The following is an 18,471-nucleotide window of genomic DNA, read 5'->3' as shown; positions in this document are numbered from 1 at the left end:
TTGGAACAGCAGCCGTTCGCCGAGGGCTTTGCGCCACTCCTGCGGATCTCCCGCATAGGTCTGGGCGACCCTCGTCCCGTAGGGCTCAGGCTCGGAGGGCTCCAAGCGCTGAACCGGAATGCTGTCAGAGGGCTTCATCGGGCTCTCCCGTGGATCGCGGGTCGCTGGCACCACCTGGGGAGCATGGCACCGGTCATGGCATGAGCACCAGGTACGTGCGAGGTCTATCGGCCCCCCACGCCTACGTGTGCGGCGCGCGAGGCGATCGGGCCAAAGGACCCCAGGAACGGTCACACAGCCGCGAGGGGGCAATGACACGCAGACGGCCGAGGCCGTCGAACCGGCCCTGACCGGAGTACCGGCGGGCGTTGCCGAAGGATGTCGAACAGACTTGGCGCCGCTCCCCCGCGCCGTGCGGCTCCGGACCGGCGGTATCCCCAGGTGAACCCGCCGGGGCCTCGGCGCCCTTCGCGGTGAGCGCGAAGGGCGCGGTCGACGACCTGCCCCTCGGGCGGCCCAGCAGGAGCGGCACCCCGGCCGGCCCGTTGTGGAGCGAGGCCGGCGGATGAGCCACGGCCCGACGCTTAAAGGGTCCCGCCACGCACTTGCTGGGTGAAGCGACGGTGGGAGTCCCGCTGTTTTCGCAGGAACGAGACCATCGCGCACGGCCGTCAAAATGAGTACCACATTGCGGTCCGACCAGGAACTTATTGACCGCCGCAAGAACGACGCTGCAAATGAACAAAAACGAGGACCTTCGAAGGTGTGCCGATCTTCGCCGCATATTGCTCATGGCGGTTGTTGGCTGTCTCCGACGGCCGACGGTCATCGAGCGCCGTGCAGTAACCGGCAGGCTTCGGGCCTTCTGGTTTCCGCAAGAAGACTGACACATAGGTGAACGGCACACCATCCGCCGATTGTCGGGTTCACCCCCGCCGTTCGGCGGGGGTGAACCTTGTCGCCGGGCCGGATTCTGCGCCCGGGTTCCGACAGAGAGGTATTTCTCCCCCGCGATGCAGATTCCCGGCGGGGTTGACTCCTGTGTGATGCCTCACGGCCGGGTCTCCATATGTTCGTGTTACTTTTATGCGCTTTTTACGCGCGCCTTAGTGGCGCCGATCGATGTGGACCATTCATGCAACATTCCGAGATACCACGGCGACGTCCGCGTGCCTTCAGAGGTCTGGCCGTACCCGCGCTCGGCACGGCCCTCCTGCTGGCGCTGGAGGCATCCCTCACCGCGGTGGCCCCGCTCTCCGCCGCCGAACCGATCACGGCGGCCCGACCGAACGCCCAGCCCGCCGTCGGCGGAGGAGAGACCTCCGCGCTGCTCCGTGCCCGTCTGGAGAAGAAGCGCGTCGAGGTCACCGACCGCAGGACCGAAACCCTTACCGTCTGGGCCAACCCCGACGGAACCCTGACGGAGGACCACTCCGCTGGCCCCGTCCGTTATCGCGATGCCGCCGGCGCGTGGCGTGACGTCGACGTCACGCTGGCCGCGCAGGCTGACGGGTCGGTGCGGGCCAAAGCCCACCCCCTCGATGTGAAGCTCGCGGGCCCCAGTGCCCCGCAGGCCGGTGCCGCCACCGCCCGCAGGCTGACGGCCGCCACCCCGGCACCGGCCGCCACGCCCCTGGTGTCGCTCACCTCGACGGACGACCGGCAGGTCGTCCTCGGGTGGCGCGGACGACTGCCCGCGCCCCGACTGTCCGGCAACCGTGCCGTCTACCCCGGTGCACTGCCGGAGACGGACCTCGTGGTGGACACCACCCGTACCGGCTTCGAGCAGTTCCTGCGCCTCAACTCCCGGGCGGCGATCAGCAGCGCGGGCACCGTGCGCATGACGCTCACCGCCGAGGGCATGACAGCGAAGGCCGCCGACGGCGGAGTCGCGTTCACCGACAACAGGACCGGGAAGCTCGTCGGCACCCTGCCCGCGCCCGTCATGTGGGACGCCCGGGTCGACGTGCGCTCCGGCGAGCACCCGCACCGCGCCCCCGTCTCCCTGCAGCTCGCCCAGAACGGCGACGACATAGACCTGACGCTCACTCCGGACGCCGATTTCCTGAAGGACCCGAAGACCGAGTTCCCGGTCACGGTCGATCCGTCGGTCAACCTGCTCAGCACCTTCACCACCTTCGTCCAGGAGGGCTACGGCACCGACCAGTCCACCTCGCAGGAGCTCAAGCTCGGCAACAACGGATCCGGTCAGATCGCGCGCTCCTTCCTGCGCTTCGACAACCGTCCGGTGAAGAACAAGGACATCAAGTCCGCCACCCTGAAGCTCTGGAACCACCACTCCTGGTCCTGCCAGGCCCGTCCCTGGGAGGTCTGGGACACCAGCACCCCCAGCACCGCCACCCGGTGGGACGCCCAGCCGAGCTGGAACCGCAAGTGGGCCACCAGCACGGAGACCAAGGGCTTCGGCGCCGGCTGCGCCGACGGCTGGGTCACCGCCGACGTCAAGACGCTGATGCAGGCGTGGGCAGCCAACCCGCACGCGGAGAACAGCCTCGGCATCCGGGCCAGCGACGAAAAGGACGCGTACACCTGGAAGCGCTTCAACTCCCGGAACGCGCCCACGAACGTGCCGGTCCTCTCCGTCACGTACAACAACCAGCCCACCGTGCCCACCGGTCTCACGCTGAGCCCGTCCACGCTCAACGCCCAGGAGAAGCGGACCTACGTCACCTCCGCGACTCCCGTGCTGGCGGCCAAGGTGAGCGACCCCGACGGGAGCGCCGTCACCGCGCAGTTCGAGGTGACCGCCGATCCGGCCACCAAGGACGCCGGGACCTACGCCCACACCATGACCAGTGCGAGCGTCGCCTCCGGCGGCATCGCCAAGGTGACCGTCCCGGCGAACAAGGCCCTCCCCGAGGGTGGTCTGCGGCTGCGTGTGCGCGCGGGCGACGGCTCCGCGGACGGACCCTGGAGTGCGTACCTCCCCTTCCGCGGCGACTTCACCAAGCCCGCGGCGCCCCAGGTGGCCTGCCCGGACTTCCCGAAGGACAAGTGGCGGGACAGGCCCGCAGGTGACACCACCTGCACCCTGGTCACCACGTCGGCCGACGGCCGCGGCTTCCAGTGGGGGCTGGACGACCCGTCCACCCCGAAGGCCGTGATCGCACCGGCGAACACCGGCGGCAAGCCGCAGACCGTCACCTTCAAGGCGGACAAGGGCTGGCATGTACTGCACGTGCGCACCCTCGACGCCGGGGGGCTGCTCTCCGCCACCACCTCCTACGCCTTCGGTGTGGGCGCCGAACCGGCCGTGGTCCGCACGCCCGACATGCCGCACTCCCTGCAGGAGGGTGCGACCCGCACCCCGTCCCCGCTGCTGTCCGGTGTGGTCACCGCGGACAACCAGGAGCGCCTGCGCGGCGAGTTCGCCCTGTTCGGTGCGGACGGCACCACCATGTCCGGCGTAGCCCTCGAGTCCACCGGCACCGACGCCGGCAACCGCGTCGCCACGGCCGTACCGGCGGGCGCACTGGAGACCGGCAAGCAGTACCGCTGGTCGATGCGGGCCTGCGGCGAAGCCGCCTGTTCCCCCTGGACACCGCAGCGCACCTTCACCGTCCTCGCTCCGGAGCCGGACCCGGTGCCCACGACGCGAACCCTGGAGATCAGCGGGAACGCGCTGGTGGACGCCACGAGCGCCGTCGGTGACAAGGACTGCGCGGGAGCACCGTGCGCCCCGCTCCAGGACGGCCTGCTGCGCGTCGGTACGCCCGACGGCGTCGCCTGGCGCACCTGGTTCAAGCCCGACCTCGCCGGTCTGCCCGCCGGGGCCCGGATCGTCGGCGCACACCTCAAGCTACGCCGTGCCGACTGTGCCACGGGCGCGGACGATTGCGCCGAACCCGCCGCCACCCTCGGCGACCTGACCGTTCCGTGGTCCCCCGCGGAGAGCGGACAGGCGCTGGCCGCCGCCACGAGCGAAGATGTCTACGAGGACCAGGACGGGCTGCCGCACGCACTCACGGACCTCGATCTGGGGCCGCTGGTCGCCGGGTGGGGCCCGGAGAACCCCAACCACGGTTTCAGCCTGCGTCACGGCGACGAGTCCACCCCGGCGCCCGGCGTCGTCTACCACTCGTCACGTGCCGCCGACCCCGCCGACCGGCCGTCGCTGGTGGTCGAGTACGTGCCCCCGACCGCGCCCGGCGCAGCCGAGCAGGTGAAGGCCGTGGCCGCTGACGGAGGGCTCCTCGCCGTCTGGAACCAGCCGGCCGACCCGGGCGCCGCCGTCGACACCCTCAGCTACACCGTCGTCGTCACCAAGGACGGCGCCGAGGTGGCCCGTACCACCACCGAGGACACCCGTGCGGTGTTCCCCGCACTGGCCAACGGCGCCGACCACCAGGTCACCGTCACCACCCGCTCCGCACACGGCGCTGGTGCGACGGCCAGGTCGGCCACCGTACGACCCACCGGCCTTCCCGGCGGGGGCGGCCGCTACACGGAAGCCGTCCGTGAGTACGCCGAGGCTCGGGCAGCCCTTCTGAAGGGCACCTACACCTCGGCCGACGCCGCGGCCGCCGCGGGCAAGCACGGCCCGGTCTACCGCGACCTGCTGCGCGGCCAGGAGCAGGAGCTCACCCGCCGTCGTGAGGCATTCAAGCGCCACAACCGCAGCTACACGGAGATCACCCCAGAGTTCACCGACGTACTCGTCGGCACCGGCCCCGACCAGAGCGTGCTGGTGCGCGCCCGTTACCGGGAGACCTCCGTCCTCACCCACACCGACGGCACCACCGAACGGGAGGAGAGCGACCTCGTACGCCGCTTCACCTTCACCGGCACCCCCACCACCCCGGTACTCAGCCAGGAGTCCGCGGACGCCGACGTCGAGATGACGCTGCCGACCGGCGCCGAGGCACAGAGCGTCGTGACGGTGGCACCGCCCGCTCCCGACCACGTCGACGAGGGCGGCTCCGACCCCGAGGACAAGCCGCTGATCACACTCGACGACGACGGCATGCTTCCCGAGGAGCCCCTGCCGCCCGCCAGGCCCGCCCTGCTCCGCGCGGCGCCGTCCGGAAGCGGCACGGCCACCTGGGCCAAGCGCAACGTCACGATCCGCTGGGAGTACGGCCAGGACTGCACCAACTTCGTCTCCAAGGCCCTCTACTACGGCGGCAAGATGAAGCAGCGCAGCGGTGGGCAGAAGGACGGCTCGAAGTGGTGGCAGCGCAGGGTCTACCCACGCGGTGTGGCACAGGTCACCTCCAGCTGGAGCTGGGCGGCGGCCAACAACCTCCGCAACCACCTCAAGGCCCACCGCGTCGGCCGTGAGATCTCCCGCTACGACGCGCGCCCCGGCGACATCCTGTTCGTCTACTACAAGAGCGACCGGACGTGGAACCACGCGGCGGTCATCGTGAGCGCCGGCGGAGGGAACGCCGAGGTCAGGCAGCACGGCGGCAGTAACATCAACACCCTGGCGAACATACTCAAGAAGAAGGACGTGGGCTCGGTGAGCATCATCCGCCCCGGTAAGACGACATGAGCCCCGGAAGGCCGGACGTGCCTCGCAGACGTCGCACCGCAGCCGTGCTGCTGCTGGCAGCGCTCCTTGCGCTCACCGCCTGCGAGGCGGGGCCCTCGGCATCCGGCCGTGACCATACCCCGGGGTGGATCAAGGACGGTACCGGGGAGCTGGGCCTGAAGGTGACCGGACAGCCCATGCCCGAGTCGCTGCGCACCACACAGCTGGTCCTGCGCCACCTGCGCGACCGTGACGCCGACGCTCTGGCCTCCCTCGCACTGGACGACGACCGGGACACCGGCGCCGCCGCGCGGCGCTGGGTGGAACAGTGGGGCGAGGCCGCCCAGAAGCCGGCGCAGGCCGACTTCGAGGCACCCGACCTGATGCGCCTGACCGTCACCGTCCGCTTCGAGGGAACCGCCGAACCTCTCGAACTGGTTCTCGACCGGGCTGACGGCGACGCATTCGGAGTGGTCCTGCCCCAACCGGCCGGACAGCAGCCCGGCTGACAACCACAGCCCCCGGCGGCCGGGACACCCTGGGTGTCCCGGCCGCCATCCACCACCACCTTGGCCCGTGTCGGCGAACGAGCGCCGACACGGGCTTCGGCGTTCGCACCCGCCCCGGTGGAAAGCGTCGAGAACTCGAGGCGGGGCCACCCGCGCTGCTTGGGGTTTCCACGAAGTACGACACCAGCTGAGGCGCGCGGGTGGATCTGTGGCGGAACGCACATGGCGATGAAGCCACCCTTTGCCCTCTCATCCCGTCATAGCACTCGCCCCGGTTTGCCCATGTAAGGAGTGATGGTGATCCGAGTCGCGATCGTGGACGACGAGCCATTGGTCCGCACGGGACTGGAAGTGATCCTGGATTCTGCGTCGGACGTATCCGTGGCCTTCTGCTGTGGCGGTGCCGATGCCGTCGAGGCCGTGCGACGCCACGAACCCCAGGTGCTGCTCCTGGACATCCGCATGCCGGATGTGGACGGGCTGGCCGTCTTGCGGCGGCTTGCCGGTCTACCGAGCGCGCCGGCGGTGGCGATGTTGACCACCTTCGACGCCACCGAGTACATCGACGAGGCACTGCGCACCGGAGCGGCAGGGTTCCTGATGAAGAACACCGCCCCGGAGCAGCTCGTTCAGGCGGTTCGAGTGCTCGCGGCGGGCGGCAGAGTACTGGCGCCCGAGGCAGCCGGCCCGGTGATCGGGGGCTATCTCCAGGCCACGCGACCAAGGGCGGCTACTCGGCGTGTCGAGCATCTGACCACGCGTGAGCGTGAGGTGCTCGCCCTCATCGGCGAGGGGTGCACCAACCGCGACATCGCCCGCCGGCTCCACCTGTCGCCCAGTACGGTCAAGGACCATGTGAGCTCCCTGCTCTCGAAGCTCGGAGGTCTCAACCGCGTGCAGGCAGCCGTGCTCGCGGACCGCGCCCACCTGGTCGCCGACAGTGCCGAGACGTTCGGCGCACCCAGACTGTGAACCTGACAAAAACCTGCGGAGGGCTACGCATCTGGCCCACCTGTCGGCGGTCCTCACCTCTTCGGCACCTGGCCGGCGCTGCGCTCCCCGTGACCCTCGCCTGCGCGGAAGCGGTGCTGGTGAACGGGTCCGCCAGTGGTCACGAACTCCTGATCGCACTCGTCGGAGCCGCCGCGCTGCTCCTGCGGTGGCGTGCTCCCGAGGTGGCACTGCTGGCCACACTGCCTGGCCTCTCTCTCGGTTGCATCGCCTTCGCGCCGTTGATCGCGCTGTACTGCCTGGCCGTGCGGCGCCGACGGTGGATCCTCAGCGGCATCGGGGTGGCAGCGGTCACAGCCGCACACTTCATCCCGCACCCGCTCGAGGACCTCTCCGCCTTGCGTCTTGATCAGGAAAGCCTGCTGCTGATGCTGGACACCTGCGTCCTGCAGGGCGGCGCTGTCGTCCTCGGACGATCGGTCCGGCTACGACGCGAGCAGCTCCTGGAAGTCACCGCGAGCCGCCTCAGAGAGAACCGTCTGCTCGCCGAACAAGTGCTGTCCACCGAGCGGGCCCGTCTCGCCCGAGAGATGCACGACGTCGTCGCACACAAGGTCAGTCTCATCAGCCTCCAGGCCGGTGCGCTGCAAGTCGGCGAGCCGCACAAGGTCGACGCCCGCCGGAGTGCAGGCGTGATCCTCGAGCTGTCGGCACAGACCATAGCCGAGCTCCAGCACATGGTCGGTGTGCTGCGCGCGTCCGGAGGGGCCACGTGCGAGCCGGCGCCGCAACCTCGCCTCGCCGACATTCCTGAACTGGCCCAGGCCACCGGTCTCAAGATCACGCTGGACCTGCCCGACGGCCCGCCGGCGGAAGACGTGCCGGAAGCCGTGGAGCGAGCCGTCTACCGCACGGTCCAGGAAGCCCTGACCAACGTGCACAAGCACGCGCCCGGAGCCGCTGCCCACGTGCGTCTCCGCATCGACGCCCGGACCATCAGGGTCCTCGTGAGCAACACGGCGCCCGAGCCCGCCGCCCGGCCGCTCGACCTGCCAGGCGGGGGCCACGGGCTCATCGGCCTCCGGGAACGCGCTCACCTCCTCGGCGGCACCCTCCAGGCGCGCGTGCCCGCCGCAGGCGGCTTCGTCGTCGAGGCGGCGTTCCCGTTCTGACGAGTGCCGGCCGACAGGCGTCGGCCCCGCGGTGGGGGCACCCCGCCGATCGGATGGATCGTCCCCCACGGCCGGCGGATGGTCGGGCGGGCCCGCCGGCCCCGACCGTCTTCATTCGACGGGATGCTGCGGGCCGCTCAGGCCAAAGCGGACGCGGCGGGCGACATCGACTGGCTGGTGTCGGTCGACTCCACGAGGCCCGGCCCGGCAGCCGCGGAGGCCGCCCGCCGGCCTTCGACCGCGAGATCTACAAGCGCCGCAACGTCGTGGAACGGTGCTTCAACCCGCTGAAACAGTGACGTGGCATCGCCACCCGGTACGACAAGACCGCCGAGTCCTACGCAGCAGCCGTCACCCTCGCGTCGGCCACTCCTGATGTGGGCGTGACATGTGACGGCAGAACCCAGGCCTCTCGTGTCCTTCGCCGCCGCCGGACCGGCTCGACTGTGCCCCGGAGCACGGCTCACCAGGTGGCGCCCTGCCGACCCGCCAGCGCCGGCTGGCGGGAGTTCAGACGCAGGAGCCGTCGATCAGGCCAGCCCAGGTTTTGGGGCCCACCAAGCCGTCGATCTCGTGGTTGCGAAAGCCGCAGGCCCTCTGGAAGCTCTTCACCGCGCGGGTGGTGGCCGGGCCGAACACCGCGTCCACCGTGAGGTGCCCGGCACCCTTCGCGTTCAGTCTGCGCTGGAGGAAAGCCACGCACGGCCCGCTGTCCCCCGAGGACAGGAAGGGACGGAAGGTGGCACAGTTGGCGGCGCTCAGGGTGCCGGGGGCGGGCGCGAGGGCGGCTGCCGGGGAGCCGGTCGCCGAGATGGTGGCGATCGCCACAGCGGCCAGCACCGCTACGTACGTTCTCTTGCCGGTCTTCCGTTCATCCATTGCGCAGCGCCGCCCATGTCCTCGGTCCCACGATTCCGTCGACGGCAAGCCTGCGGTCCCGCTGGAACGCCATGACGGCGCGCTCTGTCTTCGGCCCGAACTCGCCGTCGACATCCGTTGACTCGGGAAGGTAGCGCCAGGCGTGCAGATGACACTGGGCTTCCTTCACCTTCGTGCCCCGGTCACCGCGGCTGATGAGATCGCTGCCGTTGTAGAGTCCGCACCTGCCCATGGCGACCTGGGCGGGTGAGGCAGGCGCAGCCGCGGCCGCGGAGGCCGCGCCGGGGATGAGTCCGCCGATGAGGGCAGCGGTGAAGACGAGAACGGTGGTGAACGTGGCACGTATCCGTATGGGCAATGGCCCTGTATGTGACGCGGCGTTGGCGGAGGCGGGGTTCAGCATCGTGACGTGCTCCTGATCTGGATCTTGTCGATGGTTCCGTACATGAAGGGGCTAGCGGGGTTGGCCAGGGGTGGGACGCAGACGACCCTGCCGTTGGTGAAGTGCATCAGAACGGTGTCGTCCCTGCGGGTGTTCACCAGGTAGGTGGCGCCACGGCTGTCGCGCAGCACCTGCCAGTCGGCGGTGACGTCCTTGTATCGACCGGTCTCCGTCTCCCCCTGGTAGAGGCAGACGTACGGGTAGTCGCATCCGCGGTACGCCGCCGGGCTTGCCTGGGCCGCACCTGCGGCCGCCAGGACCAGGAGCATGGCGCCTGCGGTGATCCGTGGCAGCTGCCGCAGCCGGCCAGCCGGCTTTCGCTGGGACGCTCCGGCGATGGTGGCGGTGTGGTTCTTGCAGGTCATCCGTGCTCCTTGTGAGTCGGCCTGTGAGCGGTCCGAAACGGCCCTTCGGCCGGTCTTGACCGGTCGGCAGCGGCCCGGTGCTCCCCGGCGCGTCGCGGGGCGCACCGGCACGGTTTCGTCGTGGTGTGCGTGGGGGTCAGCAGCGGCCGAGGCCTGCCGGCGGGTCGTGCGGGGTGTTCACGTTGCCGCCCCAGGAGTAGACGTTTCTGTAGGTGTGGCTGGTCGATTCGTCGGTGACCACGCCCCGGTACCAGATGTCGGTGTGGTGTTTGCCGTCGTTGTAGTCCGAGCCGCGCTTGTAGCACTCAACGTAGAAGCTGGACTTGGCGCCGGTCACGCCGGCCTTGCGGCTGCTCAGGTAGGGTCCCCAGCGCAGCTGGCTGTTGGCGTCGACCGTCGTGTTGATGGCCTGGGCGGCCGCGTTTTGGGGGGCGGGCTCGGAAATGGCAGTCTGCTGGTTCGGCTGCTGGGCGCTTGCGGTGGTAGTCGCCAACGCGGAAACACCGATAACCGCCACCGCCACAACCACTTTCATACGGCGTCGGGCTGTCGTTCGCATCTGATCCATCCCTTTCCTTTGGATTCACCGAGTGGGTTCGACAAGACCCTAGGGATGCGAGGTCGTGGTGCGCATCGGGTAATGGGTTGAGCGTTTTTCGGCCTGCGTACAACCACAGTTTGACCTTGTACAACCTCCGCCCGAGGCCGCACTGACGTCCTGGGTGCACGGCAAGGCCCCTGGTGATTCGAGGTCACCTGTCGACGACGTCGGTCGCTCTTCTGGCTCGTGTGTAGAAACAGCCAGCCTCGCCACGACCACGCCTGGGGCATGTTCTCGATCGTCTTGGCCCCGACGAGGAGGCAGGCGGCGTGCGGCGCTTGACGCTGATACCCCGGATCCAGTCACCCGTTGGCGGAAGGGCAGCGGTGCTCATGCCGCACGCCCCCACACCGCCGTGCCCGGCCTGCCCGCGCGGCGCCCGTTGCGGCACGGAGGCGTGCGCGGCGGTCGCCAAGACCGCCCGGCCCGAATGTCGGCCTTCGTACAGGGCGGCGTCGGCGGCCCGCTGAAGGAGCGGGGGCGCCTCTCGCGCAGGACCGGTAGCCGTTCCGCCAGCCCTGACCGGGCGGGAGGTCGACGAGGACGAGCCAGTGCGAATGCGGACGGTCTGCCGCGCGGAAGCTGGTCATGGAGGGGACCCCCGCTGGTCACCGGTCAGTGGTCGGGGTGGCCATTGACAATGGTCCGCCGTGGATGGTGCAGACGGTGGCACCGTCGTCGAGGTCGCCGATAAGCGCGTACAAGAACGAGGTGACCGAGTACGCGTCCGGACCGGCACATGGACGGGCAGGCCTTGAGCCGCATCACGTTCCGGAGGCTCCCCCGGTCACGTTTCGTCGATCACGATTCCGGTCACAGCATCCACCAAGCCCACGAGGCCCTCCTTGCCCGGCACCTCAACGCGCCACGCCGGATCCACCGTGCTGCCTGCGCAAACGCCCGACAGGTAGCCGGTCAGCCTCCAAGTGCACCTACGTGAGATCCACGTCCCTCTGCAGCACGGCAGGACATCGGCGGTCCGGAAGGCGGCGCACGGCAGGGCTGTCCTCCTCGGCCGGCAGACGGAGCATCGGTTTGAAGGCCGCGCCCTCCTCGCCTCGACCGAAGGGAGGAAGCCGTCCGGGACGGTGCGGGCGGCCGTGGTGAGGAGGCGGGCCAGGACCTCGGCCTCGGTGGCCGGGGGGAGGCGGAGGGCGGCGAGGAGGCGGTCGCGGACCTCGGGGTGGTCCGGGTTGTCCTCAAGGTAGTCGGCGTTGAGCGCGGGGGGACGGAAGCCGGCCAGGGCGTCGTGCCAGGAGGGGAGGACGATGGCCAGGGTCAGGGCCTCGGCGAGGGACTCCGCAATGAGGGAAGCCTGGCCCTCGGAGTCGGTGTAGAGGACGGGGCGGACGAGGTCGGAGCCGGCCGGGCCGCAGAGATAGTGGGTGCCTCCCGCGTTGCAGCCGGCCACGGGCTCCACCGGGAGACCGCCCGGCAGAGCGATCGACTCGATGGGGTCGGTCCGCGTGAGGTCGAACTCGCCGTCGCAGGCGAGGTACGCCTCGACCTCGGGGTCTGCGGCGATCCGTCGGAGCAGGGCCTCGTCGGAGAGGGCGGCCGGGTTGAGGCCGCGGGCGGCTTCGGGGGTCGGGGGGTGGCCTGCGAGGACGTGGCGGACGGTGTCGAGAGGGACGGGCCGCCCGTAGTCCTCCTCGAAGTGCGCCTGGACGGCCTCGGGGGAGCGGTCGGTGAGGAGGCGGAAGAGGTGTCCGGCGCCGTCCGGGTCCGGGCTGCCCGAGGGGAACTCGATGCCCGAGCCGGTGCGCCAGGCGCTGCCGCCGGCCTCCCACCACAGGCAGGCGGTGACCCGCGGGGCGCCGAGGCCCTCGTCGACAAAGGCGGGGTCGTCCAGGAGCGGGCGCAGCGCGGCGGGCACCTCGTCGATGACACCGGGCCAGACCTGTTCGTCGTCCGTGGCGTACGGGCTCATCTCCGACAAGTGGTCGAAGCCGTGGACGAGCACACCGGCCGGGGTGAAGAGGACGGAGAAGTCGTCACCCGAGCCGTTGTCCATCAGGGCCGCCTCCGTCCCAGGCCCCCAGGTGGTGGAGAAGGAGTAGCGGGAGAACCGCGGGTCGCGGCAGATCGCCTGGTCCAGCACGGCGAGCGCGCGCAGGTGCGCGCGGAGCTCGGCGGGGCCCGGGAGGAGAGCGGCGGTCGTGTGCACGGTGTCCATGGGCTCATGCAAGCAGCCGGCACTGACATCCAGGGCGGCGGTTCGGTCACATCCGCTCTCTCACTCAGGGAACGAAAAGCCCAGCTCACGCCGGCGGGGCAAGCACGCTGCGAGGCATTGCTCCACAGACGCGGCATCGGTGCGCACAAGGACGTCCTCGCGCAAGGGCGCTCCACTGGCGACGAAGGTCCAAGGCTTGCCCCTCTCTGCCATCCGCTCAGCGTCGGCCTTGAACAGCACCGTTACGCCCTGTTCGGCCAGTGCTTCCATAATCGCGACGATGTCCACCGACACTCTCCCCTCCCGAAGACTTCGAACGCGCCATCGGACGACCATATTCACTCAGGCCGGACCCTGGACACCGCCCGTATGACCCGTCTCACGAGGTACTTGGCGCGGCCTGCCTCTTCCCTCGACGGCAGGATCCCAATGCGAAACAGGACGTCACCCGCCGCAACTTCCCCGTACCGGCGCAGCTTGGTCACCAGATCGTGCGCGTCCCCGGTGCGGCGGTCGATCTCCAGCAGCATCACCGGCACCCCCGCCTCCGGCGCCCGCACCACTAGGTCCGCCCGCTGAATTTAGCCGTCCGCGAGCCGGTGCGCCGCCACCGCGCTGCGGCCGGCGAGCAGGTCCAGATCGACACCACCCGCCTGGATGTTCTGGCCCTCTTCGACGACGGGCACCTGGCCCGGCCCGAGCTGACCATCGCCGTCGATGTCGCCACCCTCTCCATCCTGGCCGCCGTGCTGCGCCCGAGCGCGACCAATGCCGTGGCCGCGGCCCTGCCGCTGGCGGAGATGGCCCGCACCCGGCCAGGCCGACCCGGCCGGCCATCCTGCGCACGGACCACACCCGTCGAACCGCCAACTCCCCCCGCCGGACCACCCGGCACCCAACACACCAACACCCCCACCCACACCATCGGACCCTGGCGGTTCTGCCCCTGGGCGCGCTGCCCTGGCCCGCTGTTCGTACCGGGTGCCCAGAGCCTGACCGCCTGGAAACCGGACGTGCCGCTCGACCACCCGCCCACTCACTTCCAGGCCTTCCACTCCCCGACTGCGCCTAGCCCGGCGCCCACACCAGCCACCGCGTTCGGCAGGAAGGCACCGTCGTGATCCCGCCCTCTCACGGTGTGTCCTGCCCATTCCTTCTGGGTGTGTTCGCGCACCCGGAGGACGAATCCCTCCTGGCCTGCGCCGTATGGCCGCCCCCGTATGCCGGGCTGCTGGCGAGCAGGAACATCCTCTGGCCCCCCGGCCACGCCCTGAGCCCCCGTTCCGACCATGAGCACGGGCTTGGCGTTGACCGCTGTCCCGGTGTTCCTCAGGGCGGAGAAACCGGTCTCCCCCGAGCCCACGCCACAGCTCCTCCGATGGGGTGAAACCCGGCCAGTTCCCTGCTGGGCCTTCTCACCTTTCTCTACCGTGCGACCCATGACGACTCTGTTGTGTGAAGACCTCCTTGCTGAGGACGCGGGTGTACTGGTTGTCGAGAAGATCGAGTTCAGTCCCGAAGCGCCGGAACCCGGCGCGGAGGTGAAGATAGTGATCAGGGGTGTGGCCCAGGCCCCGATCACGGAGGGCGCCAGCTTTGACGTCACCGTCAAGACAGGACAGATGAAGCTGCACCAGGAGAGGCTCGACCTGTATGAACTCATCCGGGCGGGTTCGCTGACCGTGGAGGGTCTGGGCGCCGGGGAGACCATCGCGCCCGGACCGGTGACGCTGACGTACACCCGCACCGTGAAGCGGGCCATCCCGCGGACCCGGTTCAACGTGAAGATCACGGGCTGGAACAGCGGCGAAGGCGGCGAGTTGCTCGGACTGGACCTCACCTACGACTGCGGCAGGATCTGACACCTCGGGGCATGCTGCTCATCCGTGACGTCGCTCCAGCCGACTACTCGGTGGTGGAGCCGGGCCCGGGCCGTGTCCCGGTCCCCCGGGTCCAAGGCGCTACGCGCGCGCAGGACCAGGCGGCGCGACGTGTCGAGGCCGGCGTGAGTGAAGTCGGTGAGCATGCCCCGACAACGAGTCCGCGGTGTGCCAGACACCCGGGCGGAGGCCCACATCCCGCCCGTCGTGGCCCAGGCGGGGTGCTGAGGACTTACAGGCCGACTACCGTGTCGTGCCCCAGGCACAGCGCCCCAGCCACAATCCTTCAGACCCCAGCCCGGATCCTGGACGCCACAACGGCTCCGGGCGAGCGAGGCGGACGACCGCGTACGCCTCGAACACCATCTGCGGTTACGGCTCCCGGGGGCGTGGCACGTAGCCGGCGCCGCGGTCGAGTCTCGACCGGACCGCCGACCAGCGACTCAAGCTGCTCGGGGGTGATCACCCGCCACCGCGGCCGGTAGCGGTCGGTCTCGGCGAAGCTCGTCCATCGTGCGCCGGCGGGACGCGGCCAGCGCGGGAAGGCCGTCCTCCCCTGGGCGCGTCAGCCGTGCCCTCAGCCATCTCCCAATCATCAGCGACCAGGCGGCTCCGGGCCCTCAGGCGGCTCGATCCCGCGGTGGGCCGCAGCCGCTGTCGGCGTGCACGTGAACGTGCAGGGCCGCGTACGGATGAACGTGCAGGGTTCGGTGAGGTGCTGAGGTTCAGGGTTCGGCACTCTGCTGCTTGTTGGGCGAGGTCGCAGAGATGGGGTGGCCGCGGTCCTGGATCCGCAGCGCTGGCTGGAGCTACGGCGCTTTCGCGGCGTGGTCGAGTCCGGAACGATGAGCCCTGACCGAGGTCGCTAAGGAGACGGGCCTGAACTGGCGGACGGTCAGCAAGTACTTCGCAGCCGACGGACCCGCCGCGCCTCCGCGCCGGTCGACGAACGGCCGGTCACGGGCCGGAGTACATCCTGACCTCGAACAAGACCTTCAGCGAATGGGGCCAGGTCTTCGGCGCCGAGGTCCTCGCCACCGCCACCCCGACCGGCTTCTCCACCACTGCGAAGTGATGTCCATCAACGGCCCCAGCCATCGGCTGAAGAACCGTCTCCAGGCCATCGAGCGAGAGAACGACGTGGCCTGACCAGCTGCGATCAGGACGCCGGATCCTCGCCCGGCGGGATGAAGGCCTCGGCACCATCAGCGTCCTCGACATGCCCCTGGGCATCGACCGTGACGGCCGTCGCCCGCCCCTGCGACGTGATGAGCCAGGCCAGCACCTGTTCCGTCAGAGGCGTCCCCCCTGGTCCCTCGTCCCTCCAGTGCACCCGCCGCCCTCCACCAGGCACCGTGGCAACGACCTGGTCGGCTCGCTCCAGGTGGGAAAGTCCTCGCAATCCGTCACCGCACGCAGGGGCTCCTTGCTCTGCACGTTCATCCGTACGCAGCTCTGCACGTTCATCCGTACGCAGCTCTGCACATGGACGAGTACGCCGACACCTGAACACCAACTGATCCACCGCACCCGTGCCGGACCTCCAGGCCGTGCGAAAGCGAGCCTCGGGGCCGGCCGGACAATCGCGCCTTGCTGCCCGGCCAACCCCGAACGGCCTGGCGGCGTGTGCTCGTGGCGCACGAGGGCGGCGGCAGTCGGCGACAAGCTCGGGCGTGTCGCGTTCGAGACCCCCGCAGAAGGAAACCGCAGCGAGCGCGGGGGTCGCGCTCGCTGCGCAATCGCATGAGGGCGGGGGTGTCTTGGCCGGCGGGGATCTGGAATTCTCCTCATGACCCGGATATGACGACAGGAAGGGTACGAAGGTGAGCGATGGCGGGGGCGGCGCTCCGTGGAACGGCTACGGAGCGGGACGAGCACCGGGACCGGATGCGCGGACCGTACCGCCGGCGGGCTCATGGCCACCGGGTCCGGCGCGCCGCCTGACTTTGAGGCGGCTGTTCAATCCGATCGCGGTGGCGCGTGTGGTGTTCACGCCGTCCCGGCCCGACCGCGTGGATGATCCGGTGGTGAAGAGGGTGCAGGTGGTGCGGTCGGTCGTCGGTCTGGTCGCGGTGACGTGGATGCTGGTGTCCTACGGGCTGGCGTCCGACGCCGACGCCGTAGTGGACGACCGCTTCGCCCAGATTCGCACCACTCTGATCGTGCTCGCGGTTACCTTCCCCGTGGCCGTCGCCGTTTTCATCGCGGCGGCACGCCCGCCTCATCGGCGTCTGTTCCTGCGCCGCGCGGGCAAGCCCGCCGGGGCGCTGCTCGCGCTGACCGTCACGATTGCCGCGCCGCGGCTGGTCACGGGACTGGGCTACGTTCACGAGGGGACGAACTGGACGGCGTCGCCCGGCCGGGTCGTGCTGCTGCTCGCCCTGGGCGCCTCTCTGCTGTGGCTGGCGCCCTTCGCCTTCTACGGCATCACGCAGTCGCTGGTGCACGTCTTCCGCACAGCAGACCTGCACGAGACGCTACCTCCGCTCCTCGCAACGCTGCTCGTCTGGGAAGTCGCCCTGTTCGACCTGTTCAGAGGCGCCTACGACGGTGTGCCGCTGGTGGCACGGATGGCGTTCACCTTCGGGGGCCCGCTGTCCGTCTCCGTCGTTGCTCTGTGGGAACTGCGGCGTCTGCGCACGCGGCACGGCATCACTCTGCGCGGAGCGCTGCTGCGCTGAGCCGCCGCGGCCGAGGACGCCCTTACCGATCCCGCTGGTCGTGCCGCGGCCGGTCGCGGCCGGTGCGACAAAAGCGTGGAGGCTGCTTCTGGTGGCGGTCCGACCACCTCCGACGTCGCCGGGCGCTCCCGCGGCCTCAGCCCACCGTTCTGTCAGGTCGGTCGGCGGAGCGGCGTGGGATCGAGGTGGCGAGCGTCCCCGAGGCTCATGACCTGCCGGTTGTGGAAGAAGTCGTCCTCGTGCAGCGTGGTGATGCTGCCCGATGGCGCCCGGAAGCTGGCGTAGCCGACCGTCTCGAGCGGCATCCTGATCCAGGCGGTGACGACGAACGTCAGGGAGCCGCCGTGCGTGACGATGATCTGGTGGGCGCACGGGCGCTTGAGGATGTCGTCCATGGCCGCGTACACGCGCCGCGCCCACGCTGCTTTCGTCTCGGCGCCCTGCACGCCCTCGTCGTGCTCCATTCGCTCCCCGACAGCGGGCGGGGCCACGAACCGCTGGTCCAGCCACTGCTGTGGCCTGCCGCCGGCCACTCCGTAGGACTTCTCCCGCAGCCGGGAGTCCAGGACCGGATCGACGCCGAACAGTTCGGCGACCGCCTCGGCCGTCTGCCGGGTGCGCCGCAGGTCCGACGCGTACAGTTCCACCCCGGCGTCCTGCGGGATCCGGTCCCGCAGAGCCCGGGCGATGGCGGCTGCCGCCCGGATGCCTGTCGGCGTCAGTTGCGAATCGTGCCATCCGCCGACGACGTCTTCGACGTGATGTGTGGCCTGCGAATGAGTGACGACGTAGACGGTGCGCATACGAGGGTGCCCTTCCGCTTCAGTTGACGCCGCCTGGCCCGGCACGGAGCCGGGCCACCGTAGCGCGAAGTACGGTCACACCGCGGAGCCGGGCTTGGTCACCGCGAACTCGCGGTAGTGGCCGGACTGCTCGCCGGGCGCTTCTCTTCCCGGTTCTGGAAGACGCTGCCGTCCTGCCGGTAGGGGAAGGGGTCGTGCGACACCCGAAGCCCGGGCGAAGCCTGGGTTCGACGCCTGTCTTCCTCGCCGCGTCGAGCACGGTCTCCTCAGCGGCGAGCAGGTCTGACGTCGCGGCCCGTCGTGTTCCGGCGTCTGCTGGCTACCGGCGCAGGCGCGGGAGCAGGCCGGGCCGCCCGGACGCCCCTTGGATCGGAATCCGGCACGGCGATCTCGGGAGTCCGCACGACGCCCGTGTCGCCGAAGCCGGCGTGTCGCACGGCATCCCGGTCCGGCGCCGGCATGAAGCCCTCGCCTGACCATCTGCCAGATCCCACGCCGCGTGCCGCCGTCCTGAAGGG

14 protein-coding genes and 2 pseudogenes are annotated in these 18,471 nt (G+C 70.0%); 8 read left to right on the top strand and 8 right to left on the bottom strand.

Translation table 11 applies throughout. The features are described from left to right. Window positions 1-1,135 precede the first annotated feature (1,135 nt). The 5 genes and pseudogenes from ABD954_RS33430 to ABD954_RS33715 form a co-directional block, all read left to right on the top strand. Window positions 1,136-5,515 carry a DNRLRE domain-containing protein gene (locus ABD954_RS33430; RefSeq protein ID WP_345491843.1) on the top strand — a complete coding sequence of 1,460 codons (4,380 nt, stop codon included), beginning with the start codon at window positions 1,136-1,138 and terminating at the stop codon, window positions 5,513-5,515. Between the two features lie 17 nt (window positions 5,516-5,532). Then, window positions 5,533-6,003, top strand: coding sequence for a hypothetical protein (locus ABD954_RS33425; RefSeq protein ID WP_345491841.1), 471 nt, complete (start codon window positions 5,533-5,535; stop codon window positions 6,001-6,003). 294 nt (window positions 6,004-6,297) lie between these two features. After that, the gene (locus ABD954_RS33420; RefSeq protein ID WP_425584100.1) at window positions 6,298-6,975 is read left to right on the top strand and encodes a response regulator; all 678 of its coding nucleotides are present in this window, start codon (window positions 6,298-6,300) and stop codon (window positions 6,973-6,975) included. Between the two features lie 89 nt (window positions 6,976-7,064). Further along, a complete protein-coding gene (locus tag ABD954_RS33415) occupies window positions 7,065-8,126 on the top strand; it encodes a sensor histidine kinase (RefSeq protein ID WP_345491839.1) in 1,062 nt (353 codons plus the stop codon). Window positions 8,127-8,332: 206 nt separating this feature from the next. After that, a pseudogene (locus ABD954_RS33715) lies at window positions 8,333-8,491 on the top strand (transposase); the annotation flags it as partial. A 145-nt stretch (window positions 8,492-8,636) separates the two neighbouring features. Here ABD954_RS33715 and ABD954_RS33410 read toward each other — a convergent pair. The 7 genes from ABD954_RS33410 to ABD954_RS33380 all read right to left on the bottom strand — a co-directional run bounded on the left by ABD954_RS33410 (window position 8,637) and on the right by ABD954_RS33380 (window position 13,119). After that, window positions 8,637-8,954: a peptidoglycan-binding domain-containing protein gene (locus ABD954_RS33410; RefSeq protein ID WP_345491837.1), complete on the bottom strand. Its 318-nt coding sequence runs from the start codon at window positions 8,952-8,954 to the stop codon at window positions 8,637-8,639. Between the two features lie 43 nt (window positions 8,955-8,997). Beyond that, complete coding sequence (locus ABD954_RS33405; protein ID WP_345491835.1) at window positions 8,998-9,408, bottom strand: peptidoglycan-binding domain-containing protein; 411 nt, start codon at window positions 9,406-9,408, stop codon at window positions 8,998-9,000. After that, window positions 9,402-9,812 carry a hypothetical protein gene (locus tag ABD954_RS33400; protein WP_345491833.1) on the bottom strand — a complete coding sequence of 137 codons (411 nt, stop codon included), beginning with the start codon at window positions 9,810-9,812 and terminating at the stop codon, window positions 9,402-9,404. The genes ABD954_RS33405 and ABD954_RS33400 overlap by 7 nt, the downstream gene beginning before the upstream one ends. Before the next feature lie 136 nt (window positions 9,813-9,948). Then, window positions 9,949-10,380 (bottom strand): hypothetical protein, encoded by a 432-nt coding sequence (locus ABD954_RS33395; RefSeq protein WP_345491832.1) that lies wholly within the window; start codon window positions 10,378-10,380, stop codon window positions 9,949-9,951. 820 nt (window positions 10,381-11,200) lie between these two features. Beyond that, a complete protein-coding gene (locus tag ABD954_RS33390; RefSeq protein WP_345491830.1) occupies window positions 11,201-12,589 on the bottom strand; it encodes a hypothetical protein in 1,389 nt (462 codons plus the stop codon). A gap of 60 nt (window positions 12,590-12,649) precedes the next feature. Next, complete coding sequence (locus ABD954_RS33385; protein WP_345491828.1) at window positions 12,650-12,877, bottom strand: hypothetical protein; 228 nt, start codon at window positions 12,875-12,877, stop codon at window positions 12,650-12,652. Window positions 12,878-12,927: 50 nt separating this feature from the next. Next, the gene (locus ABD954_RS33380) at window positions 12,928-13,119 is read right to left on the bottom strand and encodes a hypothetical protein (RefSeq protein WP_345491826.1); all 192 of its coding nucleotides are present in this window, start codon (window positions 13,117-13,119) and stop codon (window positions 12,928-12,930) included. A 909-nt stretch (window positions 13,120-14,028) separates the two neighbouring features. Between ABD954_RS33380 and ABD954_RS33375 the strand changes: the two genes are divergently transcribed. The 3 genes and pseudogenes from ABD954_RS33375 to ABD954_RS33360 all read left to right on the top strand — a co-directional run bounded on the left by ABD954_RS33375 (window position 14,029) and on the right by ABD954_RS33360 (window position 17,150). Continuing rightward, window positions 14,029-14,451, top strand: coding sequence for an ML domain-containing protein (locus tag ABD954_RS33375; protein WP_345491824.1), 423 nt, complete (start codon window positions 14,029-14,031; stop codon window positions 14,449-14,451). Between the two features lie 991 nt (window positions 14,452-15,442). Beyond that, window positions 15,443-15,618, top strand: a pseudogene (locus ABD954_RS33365) (ATP-binding protein); the annotation flags it as partial. 833 nt (window positions 15,619-16,451) lie between these two features. Then, window positions 16,452-17,150, top strand: coding sequence for a hypothetical protein (locus tag ABD954_RS33360; RefSeq protein WP_345491822.1), 699 nt, complete (start codon window positions 16,452-16,454; stop codon window positions 17,148-17,150). Window positions 17,151-17,302: 152 nt separating this feature from the next. Here the strand turns inward: ABD954_RS33360 and ABD954_RS33355 are convergent, their stop codons facing one another. Beyond that, window positions 17,303-17,953: a histidine phosphatase family protein gene (locus ABD954_RS33355; protein ID WP_345491820.1), complete on the bottom strand. Its 651-nt coding sequence runs from the start codon at window positions 17,951-17,953 to the stop codon at window positions 17,303-17,305. Between the last annotated feature and the right edge of the window lie 518 nt (window positions 17,954-18,471).

Source organism: Streptomyces roseoviridis, assembly GCF_039535235.1.
Taxonomy (GTDB): Bacteria; Actinomycetota; Actinomycetes; order Streptomycetales; family Streptomycetaceae; genus Streptomyces; species Streptomyces roseoviridis.
Note: the sequence above shows the minus strand (reverse complement) of the source record. Positions and strands in the feature narration are given on the sequence as shown.